A 14,280-nucleotide genomic window follows, 5' to 3' on the forward strand; every position below is an offset into this window, starting at 1 on the left:
GGATTTAAAAGTTAAAGAGCATCAAACCCGCCCCTACAGTTCGCAGAGTCACGAGCGCGTGAGGAACCAGTTTTCTCCCTCGAAAAGTGCATAACAGCCTCTAGAGGGTCGCGGCGGCGGGGACGATCTCCTTGCCGAACGTTTCCAGCGGCGCGATCTCGTAGACGTTGGGCATGTTGCAGATGGCGTGCGTGAAGCCCAGGTCCGCCAGCGCCTTGAAGCGGTCCAGCGTGCCGCTCACAGTGTCGTGGCCCGGCGCGAGGTGCACCGTGCACAGCGCCGTCTTTTCGATCGTGTCGTAGTCGCGGCCCAGCCGCTCACAGTGCGCTTTGAGCGTGTCCAGCGACTGCTGAAGCTGCTCCGGGCCGGTGCGCTCGAAGAAGTTGCACGCGTCCGCATACTGCGCCACCATGCGCAGCGTTTTAGTCGGCCCCATGCCGCCGATCATGATGCGCGGGTGCGGCTGGCTGAGCGGGCGCGGATTGTTGGTGGCCTTCGGCGCGGTGAAGTGTTTGCCCTCGAAGCTGACCTCGTCGCCGCTCCACAGCGTGTGTGCGTATTGCAGCGCGTCTTCGAGCCATTCGTAACGCTCGCTGGTGGTCGGATAGGGGATGCCGAAGCCTTCCGCCTCGCCCTGATACCACGCCGCCCCGATGCCCAGGTAGGCGCGCCCGCCGGACAGAATATCGAGCGTGTTGACCATCTTCAGCAGCACCGCCGGGTGACGGTAGATGACGCCCGTCACCAGCACGCCGAGCGCTGGCGTATCGGTCAGCCCGGCCACGTAGCCGAGCGTGGTGTAGGCTTCCATCATCGGATCGGTGTAGTTTTCCCCGAACAGGTTCTGGATCTGGTAGTAATGGTCCATCACCCACAGGCTGTAGAATCCGGCCTCTTCGGCGGTGGCGGCGATGTTTTTCAGCGTCGGGCGGATGGCTGCTGTCCCGCCCGGATATTTGAACGAGGGGATCTGTAAGCCGATGTGCATGTTGTATGCTCCATGAACTTGTGCTGGCCGTGGGCCAACGGGGTTTTCTTCCATGCTACACCTTAGAGCGCACTCTAAGTCAAGCGGGCAGGACGGGCGTAGCCTATCCGCCGCCGATCAAGTACAATGGCCCGCTGTATGATTATTTAGACCTTCCCAACGTACGTACGGACAAGGAGCCGCGCCTTGAAAATCTTCGTTCCGGGCCGCATCTGTTTGCTTGGCGAACACTCCGACTGGGCCGGAGGCTACCGCCGCATCAATGCCGATATCGAAAAAGGGTATGCCCTGATCACGGGGACCAACCAGGGCATCCATGCCGAGGTCGAAGCGCACCCCAGCGCGCTGGTGCTGACCTCCACCACGCCGGACGGCGTCAGGCATGGCCCGTACGAGATCCCGATGAACCCCAAGGCGCTGCTGGCCGAGGCCGAAAGCGGCAGCTATTGGAGCTACGCGGCGGGCGTCGCGTACCAGATTTTGACGCACTACCGTGTGCGCGGGCTGGTGATCAACAACTACCAGACCGACCTGCCGATAAAAAAGGGGCTGTCGTCGAGCGCGGCGATCTCCGTGCTGACGGCGCGCGCCTTCAACCGCGTGTACGACCTGAAGATGACCGTACGCGGCGAAATGGAAATGGCGTACCAGGGCGAGATCACCACGCCGTCGCGCTGCGGGCGCATGGACCAGGGCTGTGCGTTTGGCAGCCGCCCGGTGCTGATGACCTTCGACGGCGAGCGCCTGGACACGGACGAGGTCCAGGTGGGCAAGGATCTGCACTTCGTGATCGTGGACCTTCAGGCGCAAAAAGACACCATGAAGATCCTGTCGCAGCTCAATCGCAGCTACCCGTTCCCGCGCAACGAGATCGAAGAAGACGTGCAGAAGCTGCTGGGGCCAATCAACCGGCGCATCGTGCACCAGGCGATCGAGGCGCTGGAGGCGGGCGACGGGCCGCGCCTGGGCGAATTGATGGTCGAGGCGCAGGAGTTCTTCGACCGCTACGCCACGCCCGCGTGTCCCGAAGAACTGACCGCGCCGGTGCTGCACCGCGTGCTGAGCTACGAAGCGCTGAAGCCGCACATCTGGGGCGGCAAGGGCGTGGGATCGCAGGGGGACGGCACGGCGCAGTTCCTCGCGCGCAGCGCGGACGACCAGCAGGCCGTGATCGAGATCATCGAGCGCGACCTGGAACTGTCGTGCCTCGCGCTGACGCTGAGCACCGGGCCGAAGGTGCGTAAGGCGGTCATCCCGGCGGCGGGATTCGGCACGCGGCTGTTCCCGGCGTCGAAAGCGACCAAAAAGGAACTGTTCCCCGTGGTGGACCGCGACGGGATCGCCAAGCCCGCGATTTTGCTGATCGTGGAAGAAGCGCTGGACGCGGGCATCGACGAAGTGATCATCATCGTGCAGGAAGAAGACCTGGACGAGTTCGAGTCGTTCTTCAACCAGCAGGTGTCGATCGAAAACTACAACAAGCTGCCGCCGCACTTTCAGGCCTATTCCAAGCGGCTGCTGGACATCGGCAAGCACGTGCGGTTCGTGATCCAGCGCAACCAGGAAGGGCTGGGGCACGCGGTCTATGCGACGCGGGAGATCATCGGCGACGAGCCGTTCCTGCTGATGCTGGGCGACCACATTTACCGCTCGGATTCGGAGCGTTCGTGCGCGCGGCAACTGATCGACGTGTACCAGCAGCACGGCATCAGCACGCTGGGCCTGCGCCGCACCCCGGCGGAGATGCTCGCCAGCTTCGGCACGGCGACCGGGATCTGGCTGGAGCCGGACACGCTGCTGAACGTCACCGAGTTCGCTGAAAAGCCGACGGTCGATTACGCGCGGACGAACCTGCGCATGCCGGGGCTGGGCGACGACGAATACCTGACCGTGTTCGGGCAGTACATCATCAAGCCCGCGCTGTTCAACTATCTGGAAGAACACATCGAGCACAACGTGCGCGAGCGCGGCGAGTTCCAGCTCACGTCGGCGCTGGACCGGCTGCGCCAGGAAGACGGGTTCCTGGGCGTGATCGTGGAGGGCCAGCGTTTCGACATCGGCCAGCCGGATTACTATCTGCAAACGCTTCAGGATTTCCGGTACGGTTAGACTGGCGGGACCGGCTGCGGTCCGTGCGGGTAGGGGTGGGGGTGGACATTTACAAATAATCCAGTCATCACCGCGACCTCACCCCCGACCCCTCTCCAACTTGATTGGAGAGGGGAGAAAACCCTGCTCTGCCCGGTTTTCGTTCACGCGCGACACGCGTGTGACAAACGATGTGCAGCGACGGGCTGCGATTTTCTCCACGGGCATACCCTCCTGGCGGTGCACGCTGCTAAAATCACGACATGCCAACTGACCCGCATCAAACCGCCCCCCTCGATGCGCCCGGCTCGCTGGACGAGCAGCGCCGCGCATTGGCCCGCGAGATCCGTCACGACCTGCGCAACCGGCTCAACGCGCTGGCGGGCTACACGGATCTGACCGTGCGCGCGGGCGACCTGAACCCCGGACAGGCCAAATGGCTGGGACGCATCCGGCAGTTGATCGACAAGCTGGCTGAAGCCGCGGACGATATGCTGGACGTGGCATGGTTGGACGCCGGACTGCCGATGGTGCGCGTGCCGTTCGACCTGGGCGCGGTGGTGCGGGGCGCGGTGACCGCGTGTGGGGTCGAGGCGCAGGGGCGCGAGATCGCGCTGGTAGTCGATCTGGCCGGGGATCTGCCCCCGGTGCAGGGCGATCCGGCGTGGATCGAGCAGACGCTGATCGTGCTGATCGAAAACGGTCTGCGGTACAGCGCGTCGGGCACGACGGTCAGCGTGCGCACCTGGGCCGAAGCGGGCAGCGTTCGGTGCGCCGTGCGCGACGAAGGCATCGGCATCCCTGAGAGCGACCAGAACTACGTATGGGATCGCTACTGGCGCTCGACCGATCCGCGCGTGCAGGCGGTTCCCGGCGGCGGGCTGGGTTTGTCGCTGGCGCGCACCGTCATGCTGCGGCACGGCGGCGATCTGTGTTTGGAGAGCATGCCCGACCGGGGCACCACCATGACGCTTACATTTCCTCCCGGAGAAAGCACATCTCAGGCATGACAAACTCCTATCTTCCGGCGGCTCTGCGCTGCGTGGACGACTTTTACGCGATTATGTTCCGAAGCTGGCCGACCGCCGTCACCCGTGTGCAGGGTCGCGCCACGCTCAGCTACAGCGGCGATACGCGCCTGACGGGAGCGAATCACCTGTGGCCGGGCACGCCCGACGCCGTGACGCTGGAAGCGATCGATGCCGCGCACGAGTTCTTCGCGGCGTATCAGGCGGCGTGGAGCGTGGTGTATACCGATACGTACATGCCCGCCGCACGCGACGTGCTGATCGCATGCGGATTCTACCGGCGATGGTCGTCGCCGCTGATGGTGCTCGATGGGCTGCCGCGCCCGCTCGCGCCGAACCGTCTGGTCACTCCGCTGCGCGCCACGACACTGCACCACCTGCACGACGTGGCGCGGGTGATGTCCGACGCGTTTCTGACCGACCGCGCCACCAACCAGCGCATCGCGCGGCCCGAAATGCTCGACCATCCCGCCGTGTCGCATTACTTAATCTACGATGGCGGCCTGCCCGCGGCCTGCGCGACGGTGGCGCGGTCGGGGGATTGGGCGGGGATCTGGAACGTGGGGACCGTGCCGCGCTTCCGCCACAAGCGCTACGCGACGACGATCATGCTGGCGCTGCTGGACGATCTGCGCGCGAGCGGCTGCACGACGACGATGCTCATGGCGTCGCCCAGCGGCCAACCGCTGTACGAGCGGCTCGGCTACCACATCATCGGCACGACGTCGTACATGGGCCCGCCAAGAAGGTACTAGAACAGTCGTAAGTTTTTAGTTGGTAGTTGTTAGTAAAGGCAGACTGCGTGCGAGGACGGGGGGATTCAGCCCGACCTGCAAGGTGTGCGGATCTGTCCTGGAACGGCAACATGCGGTATGGTTGGGCCTGTCTTCACTCAAAACGAATCACTATCGACTAAGAACTGTCCATATGTCATCCACACACGATTTCTACGACCAGCTTGCGCACGACTATCACCTGATTTTTGCCGATTGGGATGCGTCCATCGCACGGCAGGGCGCGGCGCTGGACCGGCTGATCCGGGTGTTTGGCGGCGAGCCGCCGCTGGATCTGCTCGACTGCTCGTGCGGGATCGGGACGCAGGCGCTGGGGCTGGCGGCACGGGGCTACGCCGTGCACGCGACGGATCTCAGCGAGGCGGCGGTGGAACGCGCTGCGCGGGAAGCGGAAGCACGCGGGCTGGCCCTCACAACCGGGGTCGCGGACTTCCGCACGCTGGCCGATCAGGTCGCGGGGACGTTCGACGTGGTGCTGTCGTGCGACAACGCGCTGCCGCATTTGCTGACCGACGACGATCTGCGCCGGGCGGCGCAAAACATGGCCGCCAAGCTGCGCCCCGGCGGGCTGCTGCTGATCAGCATGCGCGACTACGACGATCTGACGCTCAACCGCCCGCGCGCCACGCCGCCGCAGGTGTTCGACGATCCCGGCGGGCGGCGCATCGTATTCCAGGTGTGGGACTGGGCCGAGGACGGCAGCCAGTACGCGCTGAGCATGTTCATCGTGCGGCAGGCGGCGGACGGCTGGCGCACGGATGCGTACAGCACGACCTATCGCGCCCTGCTGCGCGGCGAGCTGTCCGCGATTCTGGAGGGCGAGGGGTTCGCGGACGTGCGCTGGCACATGCCGCAGGATACGGGCTACTACCAGCCGATCGTCACCGCGCGGCGCGTATAACCGGCAAGACACTCTTCCAGCCGAAAGGATCGATTCCCATGCGAGTCCTCGTTATTGGCGGCACGCGCTTCATCGGCCCGCCGATCGTCGACCGGCTGCACGCGCAGGGCCACGAGATTATGCTGCTGCACCGTACGCCGGGCATTGGCGCGACGCTGCCCTCCGGCATCACGCACGTCTACGGCGACCGCCGCGCGGACTGGGCGGACCTCGCGCCGCGTCTGCGTGCGTTCGGGCCGGACGTGGTGCTGGACATGATCGCGCTGGGCGAGGCCGACGCGCAGCAGGTGATGGAGACGTTCAAGGGTGCGGCGGGGCGCGTGGTGGCGATCAGCAGCCAGGACGTGTACCTCGCGTACGGGCGCATCAACGGCACGGAGCCGGGCGACTCGGTGCGCATCCCGTTCGATGAAGACGATGCGCTGCGCGAGAAGCTGTACCCGTACCGGGGCGAGACGCCGCGCGCGGCGGACGATCCGATGCGCTGGGCGGACGATTACGACAAGATCCTGGTTGAACGGCGCGTGATGGGCGATCCCGACCTGCCGGGCACGGTGCTACGCCTGCCGATGGTTTACGGGCCGGGCGACTACCAGCACCGGCTGTTTCCTTACCTCAAGCGTATGGACGATGGCCGCCCGGCGATCCTGCTCAGCGAGACGGCGGCAGACTGGCACTGGACGCGCGCGTATGTCGAAAACGTGGCCGAGGCGGTGATGCTGGCGATCACCGATCCGCGCGCGGCGGGGCGGATCTATAACGTGGGCGACCAGCCGCTGCTGTCGATGGCGGCGTGGGTGCGCACGATCGGGCAGGCGGCGGGCTGGCAGGGTGAGATCGAGGTCGTGGCGAACGATCTGCTTCCCGAAGATATGCGCGACGACGCGCTGGCGCAGGATCTCGTCGCCGAGACGACGCGCATCCGGCGTGAACTGGGCTACCGCGAGGTGGTCCCGCTGGAAACGGCGATGGCGCGCACGGTCGAATGGGAGCGCGCGCATCCGCCCGCACAGGTGAATCCCGCCGATTTCGATTACGAGGCGGAGGACGCGGTGCTGGAACGGATTAGGAGCAGCGAATAGCTGGTAGCCGTTAGCGGTTAGCAGAGGCAAAAACACCTCACCCCCGGCCCCTCTCCAATCAAGTTGGAGAGGGGAGGCAAGCGGATCATGCATGGGGAGTCCGCCCTCGTACCGATCCAGTTCCCTAATCCCTATTCCCTACATTTCCCGCTTGCGCGCGTGGGCCGGTGCGCCTACCATAACGGGAGTGACGCCGCCCGCCGGGGATCGCCCCGGCGCTGCACTTCGAGGCAAGGCACGCCCGCATGACCAAAGTCAGCGTTTCCGTTCCCGCCGTCTGCACCAACCTGGGATCCGGCTATCACGTCCTGGGGCTGGCGCTGAATCTGCGCACCGTGGTCGAGATGAGCCTGACCGGCGACGATCAACTGCGCATCGTGTCGCAAGGGGAGGGCGCGGACGCACTGCCCGCGAACTTTTACCATCCCGTCGCGGTGGCGGCGACCCGGCTGTTTCAGGAAGTCGAGGAAGCGCCGCCCGGCCTGAGCATCGTGTGCAACAACCGGATCCCGCTGCGCGTGGGCCTGAGTTCCCGCGCGGCGATGACCGTCGCGGGGCTGGTCGGGGCGAACAACCTGCTGGGCGGGCCGCTGCCGCGAGAGGCGCTGATCGAGTTGGCGGCGCGCCTCTCGGATCACCCGGAAGCGACCGCGACGGCGCTCAACGGCGGGCTGGGAATCTGGGCGCGCGGCGGCGACCCGGTGTACCGCTCGCTCGAAGTCGCGCCGCTGCGGGTCGTGGTCGCCGTGCCGCTGATCGACGAGTACGATCCGCACCGCGAGCCGCTGCCCGATCCGAGCCTGGACGACGTGGTGCACGCGGTGGCGCATTCGGCGCTGCTGGTCGAGGCGCTGCAAACCGAGGATCTCGACCTGCTGCGCGAGGCGCTGGACGACCGGCTGCACGTGCCGTACCGCCGCGCGCTGATCCCCGGCTATGACCGGGTCGAGAATGCCGCGTGCCGCCTGGGGGCGATCGGCGTGACGCTGTGCGGGGCGGGTCCGGCATTGCTGATTTTTGCGGATTACGGCCACGCGGAGATCGCGCGGGCGGTGCAGGTGGCCTTCCGGCAGGCGGGCGTCCCGGCGCGGACGTGGACGCTCAACGTGGACATGCAAGGCGTCGTGATCAGTGTGGTACAATAACGCCATCGTTGATTGACCGGGCGTGACCCGGCGCACCCGAAAGGAACGCTCTCATGCGCGACCGTCACCGTTGACCCTTCCTGCATCGTTTCTCCCAGTTCCTCCTCATCCTGCTTTTAATCGAGTTCCTCGACGAGCTGGTCTTTGGCGCGCGTGAAACCGCCTGGCCTCTGATCCGCGCGGACTTTTCCCTGTCGTACCTGCAAATCGGTGTGCTGCTCAGCGCCCCCAACCTGTTCAGCAACATCGTTGAACCGGCGCTCGGCATTCTGAGCGACCTGTGGCGGCGGCGTGTCCTGATCCTGGGCGGCGGCGTGGCGTTTGGCGGATCGCTGCTGCTGGCGGCGGTCAGCGGGAGCTTCGTGCCGCTGCTGGTCGCGTTCCTGCTGCTGTATCCGGCGTCGGGCGCGTTCGTCAGCCTGTCGCAAGCGGCGCTGATGGACGCCGAACCGGAGCGGCGCGAGCAAAACATGGCGCGCTGGACTCTCGCCGGATCGCTCGGCATGGTCGGCGGGCCGCTGGTGCTCGGCGCGGCGGTGGCCGCTGGCGCGGGATGGCGCGGGCTGTTCGTGGGCTTCGCGGTGGTCGCGCTGATCCTGGTGCTGGCGGCGGGGCGCGTACGCTTCCCGGCGCAGCGCAATGGCGACGACGAAGATGATGCGCCCGCCGGACTGCGCGAGGGTCTGTGGCTGGCGCTGCGCGCGCTCAAACAGCGCGAAGTGGCGCGCTGGCTGGTGCTGCTCCAGGCCTCGGACCTGATGCTGGACATCCTCTACAGCCTGCTGGCGCTGTACTTCGTGGACGTGGTCGGCGTGTCGGGCGAGCAGGCCGGGCTGGCCGTCGCGGTGTGGACCGGGGCGGGATTGGTCAGCGACGCGCTGATCATCCCGGTGCTGGACCACGTGCGCGGCCTGAGCATCCTGCGCATCAGCGCGCTGCTGATGGCGGCGGCGTATCCCGCGTTTCTGGTGATCCCGTCCGTGCCGGTGAAGATCGTGCTGCTCGGCCTGATGGGCGTGCTCAACGCGGGCTGGTACGCGATCTTGCAGGCGAAGCTGTACGACGCGCTGCCGGGTCGCAGCGGGACCGCGCTGGCGGTGGGCAACTTCGCCGGGCTGGTGGGTGGGCTGATCCCGCTAGGGCTGGGCCTCGCCGCGCAGGCGGCGGGGCTTGGCGCGACGATGTGGCTGCTGCTGGCGGGTCCGCTGGCGCTGCTGATCGGGCTGCCGCGCGGGCGGGGGGAGGGCGACGTTATGGAGTGAGCGTAGTCCAACAGCGTTTTGTTGGGGGCTTGCTCTACGCGGCTTTGCTGACAACGGGCGATGCAAGCATCGCCCCTACGAAAAGCACGACGCGGTTAAGTTGGTGCACACGGGGCGTATTGCGATACGCCCCTACGATGTGCGGAAATCTCGATCGTTTCTGGCGGCGGCGGGGCGGGGGTGAGTGATAGATTCGCCCCTACACACCCCTGCTGGCGGGAAGCCTTTAACGTGACAATCGGCACCTTACACCTGCCGAATCTCACCTATTTACTTAATATCCATCATATAAATTGACGCGATCATTCAGATCTGTTACACTACTCTACAATCATCGTTCAGCAGCATCGCTACACTTTAGAGGAGCACATCATGGCGGAAGTGGCTCAGACGGATCTGGAGAACGTCTCGGTAGGAGTGGAAACCCCCATCCTGACCGTTACCCCGGCGGCCATGGATAAAATTCAAGAACTTCTGGCCGCGCGCGATCTGGCCGACCACGCCCTGCGCGTGTTCGTTCAGGGCGGCGGCTGCTCGGGCCTGTCCTATGGTATGGCGTTCGAAAACCAGTTTTACCCCCAGGACAACGTGGTCGAAGCGGGCGGCATCAAGCTCGTCGTGGACCCCATGAGCCTGGAATACCTGCGCGGCGCCGAGATCGACTACGTGGACAGCCTGATGGGCGGCGGGTTTGCGATCACTAACCCGAACGCCGTGTCCTCGTGCGGCTGCGGGCATTCGTTCCGCACCTCGGGCAGCGAAGCCGACGACTACAGCGGCGGCGGGTGCAGCTGCGGCGGGCACTAAGCCCACTGTATCACACGTTACGAAAAAAAGAGGCCGGGCATTCACCCGGCCTTTTTTGTGTTATTTAGCTGGCCCGTCGTGCGCGCCAGCGTTTAATGCCACTCGATGTGGATCACTGTTTCTTCGGCTCCGAAGTCGGCGCGCGACAGATTTTCGTCGTAGTACACGGCGAACTCGGCGGTCGAGGGCAGGAAGCGCAGGCACATCCCGTAGATCGTGCCGTACGCGACGTCATCCGCCCACGGCCAGCGAATATGCACGACGAAGTTCGTTTCGCTCAGTTTTTCGGTGATGATGTAGCCGATATCCGTGCCGTGGTAGAGCATGGGGTGGCGGGCCGACCAGATGTCCAGCCATTTTTCGAGCGTATTGACTTCGGGCGGGAGCGCAATGGTGCGGCCATTGGCGATCCCGAGGCTGACGAGGTCAAAGGTGCTGTCGAGTCCCTGGTGATCGCTAACGATGTCGTTCATCATGGCGATCAGCGGCTCGACAGGGTAATACGCGTTTTCATCGTAGTTATAGATGCCGTATTTGTTGAAATAGTGCTCGAGATCGCTGAGACGGCTAGTTCCTAAAATGGAGAGGGCAACTGCGCCGAGCACCTTCGTGTCGGAACTGTAACGGGCCATCTAAATAATACTCCTTCGGTGAGGTCACTCAATACCTTAATTTTGATTGAGGTGAGGGGCTTTTGTCAAGTTTTAGTTAATGTTCTGATTGATTTTAACCAAAGTGAAGACCGTAAATCATTAAGGTGTCGCGGCTGCTGCGAGACATTCTCAATTATTGCGGAGTTTACTGACGTGTGGAATGCGTGGAGTGTGAGCGTGCCAAAAACAGACGCGGCTCCGCGTGTTGGTAGGTGCGGAGCCGCGTAGGGCGTCATGCGTGAAGGTTACTCGGTGGGGAAGGGCAGCGCGCTGGTTACCGTCGGAATGTCGCCCCCTTCGGCGCGCACCGCGACCGCTACGCCCGGCTCGAAGTGCGGGCGCTTGATCACGGCCAGCGCCAGCCAGCCCAGGCGCGGGGAGTGCGCAATGGAGGTCACTTCGCCCACGGTGCGCTCGTCCGCGAGGACCGCCGCACCAACCGGGACTTCCGCGTCCAGGCGCAGCCCGGCCAGCCGCCGCGTGATCTTGTCGTAATTGACCTGCCGCGCGAGCACTTCCTGCCCGGTGTAACATCCTTTGTCCAACGAGACCGTGCCGTCCAACCGCACTTCGAGCGGCGTGTAGGATTCGGTCAGCTCGTGATCGGGGCCGGGCAGCCCCTGTTCGACGCGGAACACCGCGTAGGCGTCCGGTGCCATCTCGACCGCGCCATTCTGCGCCAGCGCCGTGATCGCGGCCTCCGCATGAGCGGCGGGCACGAGCAGCAAACAGCCCTGGCCGGTGCTGCCGTCCTGCCCAACGATGCGCAGCGACACGTCACCGAGCGCGGCGGTAAGGATCTGGTCGGGGGCGGGGGCTTGCGCAAGCCCGAACGCGGCCAACACGCGGGCGGTCTCCGGCCCGATCAGCTCGATCTGCGCCCAGGCGGCGCTGTCGTCGCTGACCGTGACCTTATCCATAAAAAAGATGCGGCCCTGCAAGTAGCGCGCCGTGAGCGCGCCGCGTCCCGGCAGCGTGAGGATGCCGGTGCCGTCCGGCTCGGGCACGAGCCGCCATACGTCGAGAATGCGCGCCGTGCCGGACGTGAGCACCGTCACCACCGAGCGATCCGGGGCGAGCATGCGCGCGTCGTTGGTCGTCTGGCGCTGGATGAAGCCCTGCGGGTCCTGGCCGCGCACGACCACTATGCCCGGTTCCGGCACGCGCCGGAAGGCCGCGCCACGGTGCGCCGCATCGTACCCCGCTAACTGCTGCTGTGCCGTCTGCATTGTCTCTGCCTCCTGAGCATTCATCATGCCGATCTTAACGAGTGGGGCGCGCCATGTCCAGCTTCTGCACGATCCTTTGATTTTTGCCTGTGCACCATGTAAAATCCAGGCCAACTTTAATTTACGAACGAGTCCCTCTCGGCGGTTTTTCCCGTCGTTGTAAATTCTCGTTTGATGGTTCAATCCACCGCTTTGTTTCGGAGGCTTTAGCTGAATGAAGGAATATACGACAGAAAACTTGAGGAATGTTGCCCTGGCGGGACACCAGGGCGCCGGTAAGACCAGCCTCGTCGAGAGTATGCTGTTCGCCACCGGCGCCACGACTCGTATGGGTAAAGTCGAAGAACGGAACACCGTTGCGGACTTTGACGAAGAAGAACACCAGCGTACGATGTCGATTTACTCGGCGCTGGTCGCGCTGGAGCACCAGGGCTGCAAAATTAATGTGCTGGACGCGCCCGGCTTCGTAGACTTCATGGGCGAGGCGAAAAATGCGGTTCGCGTGGCGGACGCGGTCCTCGTGGTGGTCGATGCGGTTTCCGGCCCCGAAGTCGGGACCGAGCTGGCGTTCGATTACGCGCACGAATTCCGCCTGCCGGTGATCGTGGTCATCAACAAGATGGACCGCGAAAACGCGAACTTCCACAACGCGCTCAACGGCCTGCGCACGCGGTTCCCCAATAACCGTTTCGTGCCCATCGTGCTGCCGATCGGCTCCCAGGCGGATTTCAAGGGCGTCGTGAACGTCCTGACGCAGAAGGCGTTCCTGGGCGATGGCAGCAAGACCGGCGACGTGCCCGGCGATATGGCGGACGAGATCGCGGAAGCGCGTATCGAAATGACCGAGGCCGCCGCCGAAGCTGACGACGCGCTGCTTGAGAAGTATTTCGAGACCGAAGAACTGTCGGACGACGAAGTCCGTATGGGCCTGCGTAAAGCCGCCCGCAGCGCGGATATGCGCGTCGTGCCGGTCTTCGTGACCAGCGCCACGCACAACATCGGCGTGCTGCCGCTGCTCGAAGCGCTGACCGTGTACGTCGTGCCACCGAGCGATCGCGGCGTGATGGTTCAGGATGCGCCCGACGCCGAGATCGAAGTGATGGGCCCGCCCCTGAGTGACAGTGGCCCGGTGCTGGCGTACGTCTTCCACAGCTACACCGACAAGTACGGCACGCAGACCTATTTCCGCCTGTTCAGCGGCTCGATCAAGACCAACGATTCGCTCAAGAACCTGATCTCGGGCGAAGACGAGCGTATGGGCGGTCTGGCGACGATGCGCGGCGAGAATTCCGAAACGCTGGACGTGGTTCACGCGGGCGATATCGCCGTGGTGTCGAAGCTGCGCGGCACGCACACCGGCGATACGCTGGCGAAGGGCACGGCCAAGCTCGTGATCCCGCCGCAGTTCCCGATGCCGGTTTACGCGGTGGCGCTGATGCCCCGCACCCAGAGCGACGGCGCGAAGATGGGTGAAGTCCTCACCGGCATTAGCAACGCCGATCCGACCCTGAAGTGGCGGCAGGACCCGGCCACCAAGGAAACGATCCTCGAAGGTATGGGCGGCACGCACATCGACGTGGCGATCAGCCGCGCCGAGCGTATGGGCGTCGGGCTGGACACGAGTCTGCCGAAAGTCCCCTACCAGGAAACGATCACCCGCACGGCCAGCGCGGTTTACCGTCACAAGAAGCAGACGGGCGGCGCGGGGCAGTTCGGTGAAGTGCACCTGCGCGTCGAGCCGCTGGACACGGGCGAGTTCGAGTTCGCCAACGAAGTCGTCGGCGGCGCGATCAGCCAGCAGTTCGTCTCCTCGACCGAAAAGGGCGTGCGGCAGGCGCTCGAAGGCGGCGTCGTGGCGGGCTTCCCGGTGAAGTTCGTGAAGGCGATCGTGTTCGACGGCAAGATGCACCCGGTCGACTCGAAGGACATCGCGTTCCAGATCGCCGGGCGCGGCGCGTTCCGTGATGCGTTCGAGCAGGCGGGTCCCGCGCTGCTGGAACCGATCATGACCGTGCGCGTCGTCGTGCCGGAAGAAAACATGGGCGACATCATGGGCGACATGAACACCCGGCGTGGGCGCGTGATGGGTATGGAAACGGAAGCGGGCCGCAGCGTGGTGACCGCCGAAGTGCCGCTGGCCGAAATTCAGCGCTACAGCAACGACCTGCGTTCGATGACGGCGGGTCGCGGCGTGTTCACGATGGAATTTGCCCGGTACGAGCGCGTGCCCGGCAACATCCAGGCGGACATCATCGCCAAGGCCGAAAAGCAGAAGGAAGAAGCGTAACCACGCTTCAAGGTTC

General features: G+C 64.7%; 12 protein-coding genes. 9 read left to right on the top strand and 3 right to left on the bottom strand.

The window, feature by feature from the left end; translation table 11 throughout:
* Positions 1–100: 100 nt before the first annotated feature.
* Positions 101–988, bottom strand: coding sequence for a TIGR03560 family F420-dependent LLM class oxidoreductase (locus V7116_RS08670; protein WP_324391509.1), 888 nt, complete (start codon positions 986–988; stop codon positions 101–103).
* A 186-nt stretch (positions 989–1,174) separates the two neighbouring features.
* Here V7116_RS08670 and V7116_RS08675 point away from each other — a divergent pair, with 186 nt between their 5' ends.
* The 8 genes from V7116_RS08675 (at position 1,175) to erpA (ending at position 10,095) form a co-directional block, all read left to right on the top strand.
* A complete protein-coding gene (locus V7116_RS08675) occupies positions 1,175–3,097 on the top strand; it encodes a sugar phosphate nucleotidyltransferase (RefSeq protein ID WP_324391510.1) in 1,923 nt (640 codons plus the stop codon).
* 242 nt (positions 3,098–3,339) lie between these two features.
* Positions 3,340–4,086, top strand: a complete 747-nt coding sequence (locus tag V7116_RS08680; protein ID WP_324391511.1) for a sensor histidine kinase — start codon at positions 3,340–3,342, stop codon at positions 4,084–4,086.
* On the top strand, positions 4,083–4,859 hold the full coding sequence (locus V7116_RS08685) for a GNAT family N-acetyltransferase (protein WP_324391512.1): 777 nt from the start codon (positions 4,083–4,085) through the stop codon (positions 4,857–4,859). Before V7116_RS08680 ends, V7116_RS08685 begins: the two co-directional genes overlap by 4 nt.
* A gap of 172 nt (positions 4,860–5,031) precedes the next feature.
* Positions 5,032–5,799, top strand: a complete 768-nt coding sequence (locus V7116_RS08690) for a class I SAM-dependent methyltransferase (RefSeq protein WP_324391513.1) — start codon at positions 5,032–5,034, stop codon at positions 5,797–5,799.
* Positions 5,800–5,837: 38 nt separating this feature from the next.
* Complete coding sequence (locus tag V7116_RS08695) at positions 5,838–6,881, top strand: NAD-dependent epimerase/dehydratase family protein (RefSeq protein ID WP_324391514.1); 1,044 nt, start codon at positions 5,838–5,840, stop codon at positions 6,879–6,881.
* A 245-nt stretch (positions 6,882–7,126) separates the two neighbouring features.
* A complete protein-coding gene (locus V7116_RS08700) occupies positions 7,127–8,026 on the top strand; it encodes a homoserine kinase (RefSeq protein ID WP_324391515.1) in 900 nt (299 codons plus the stop codon).
* A gap of 110 nt (positions 8,027–8,136) precedes the next feature.
* On the top strand, positions 8,137–9,288 hold the full coding sequence (locus tag V7116_RS08705) for an MFS transporter (protein WP_442891800.1): 1,152 nt from the start codon (positions 8,137–8,139) through the stop codon (positions 9,286–9,288).
* Between the two features lie 372 nt (positions 9,289–9,660).
* On the top strand, positions 9,661–10,095 hold the full coding sequence (gene erpA, locus V7116_RS08710; RefSeq protein ID WP_324391516.1) for an iron-sulfur cluster insertion protein ErpA: 435 nt from the start codon (positions 9,661–9,663) through the stop codon (positions 10,093–10,095).
* A gap of 92 nt (positions 10,096–10,187) precedes the next feature.
* Here the strand turns inward: erpA and V7116_RS08715 are convergent, their stop codons facing one another.
* Complete coding sequence (locus V7116_RS08715; RefSeq protein ID WP_324391517.1) at positions 10,188–10,727, bottom strand: hypothetical protein; 540 nt, start codon at positions 10,725–10,727, stop codon at positions 10,188–10,190.
* Positions 10,728–10,993: 266 nt separating this feature from the next.
* A complete protein-coding gene (gene ygfZ, locus V7116_RS08720; RefSeq protein ID WP_324391518.1) occupies positions 10,994–11,977 on the bottom strand; it encodes a CAF17-like 4Fe-4S cluster assembly/insertion protein YgfZ in 984 nt (327 codons plus the stop codon).
* Positions 11,978–12,191: 214 nt separating this feature from the next.
* Between ygfZ and fusA the strand changes: the two genes are divergently transcribed.
* Positions 12,192–14,264: an elongation factor G gene (fusA, locus tag V7116_RS08725; RefSeq protein ID WP_324391519.1), complete on the top strand. Its 2,073-nt coding sequence runs from the start codon at positions 12,192–12,194 to the stop codon at positions 14,262–14,264.
* The last annotated feature ends 16 nt before the right edge of the window (positions 14,265–14,280 follow it).

This window comes from Aggregatilinea sp. (assembly GCF_036822615.1).
In the GTDB taxonomy this organism is placed as follows: domain Bacteria; phylum Chloroflexota; class Anaerolineae; order Aggregatilineales; family Aggregatilineaceae; genus Aggregatilinea.

Bases quoted from the DNA above. Each gene is read 5' to 3' on its own strand.
- V7116_RS08670 (WP_324391509.1), bottom strand. From the start codon at position 988: ATGCACATCGGCTTACAGATCCCCTCGTTCAAATATCCGGGCGGGACA.
- V7116_RS08680 (WP_324391511.1), top strand. From the start codon at position 3,340: ATGCCAACTGACCCGCATCAAACCGCCCCCCTCGATGCGCCCGGCTCG.
- V7116_RS08685 (WP_324391512.1), top strand. From the start codon at position 4,083: ATGACAAACTCCTATCTTCCGGCGGCTCTGCGCTGCGTGGACGACTTT.
- V7116_RS08690 (WP_324391513.1), top strand. From the start codon at position 5,032: ATGTCATCCACACACGATTTCTACGACCAGCTTGCGCACGACTATCAC.
- V7116_RS08695 (WP_324391514.1), top strand. From the start codon at position 5,838: ATGCGAGTCCTCGTTATTGGCGGCACGCGCTTCATCGGCCCGCCGATC.
- V7116_RS08700 (WP_324391515.1), top strand. From the start codon at position 7,127: ATGACCAAAGTCAGCGTTTCCGTTCCCGCCGTCTGCACCAACCTGGGA.
- erpA (WP_324391516.1), top strand. From the start codon at position 9,661: ATGGCGGAAGTGGCTCAGACGGATCTGGAGAACGTCTCGGTAGGAGTG.
- V7116_RS08715 (WP_324391517.1), bottom strand. From the start codon at position 10,727: ATGGCCCGTTACAGTTCCGACACGAAGGTGCTCGGCGCAGTTGCCCTC.
- ygfZ (WP_324391518.1), bottom strand. From the start codon at position 11,977: ATGCAGACGGCACAGCAGCAGTTAGCGGGGTACGATGCGGCGCACCGT.
- fusA (WP_324391519.1), top strand. From the start codon at position 12,192: ATGAAGGAATATACGACAGAAAACTTGAGGAATGTTGCCCTGGCGGGA.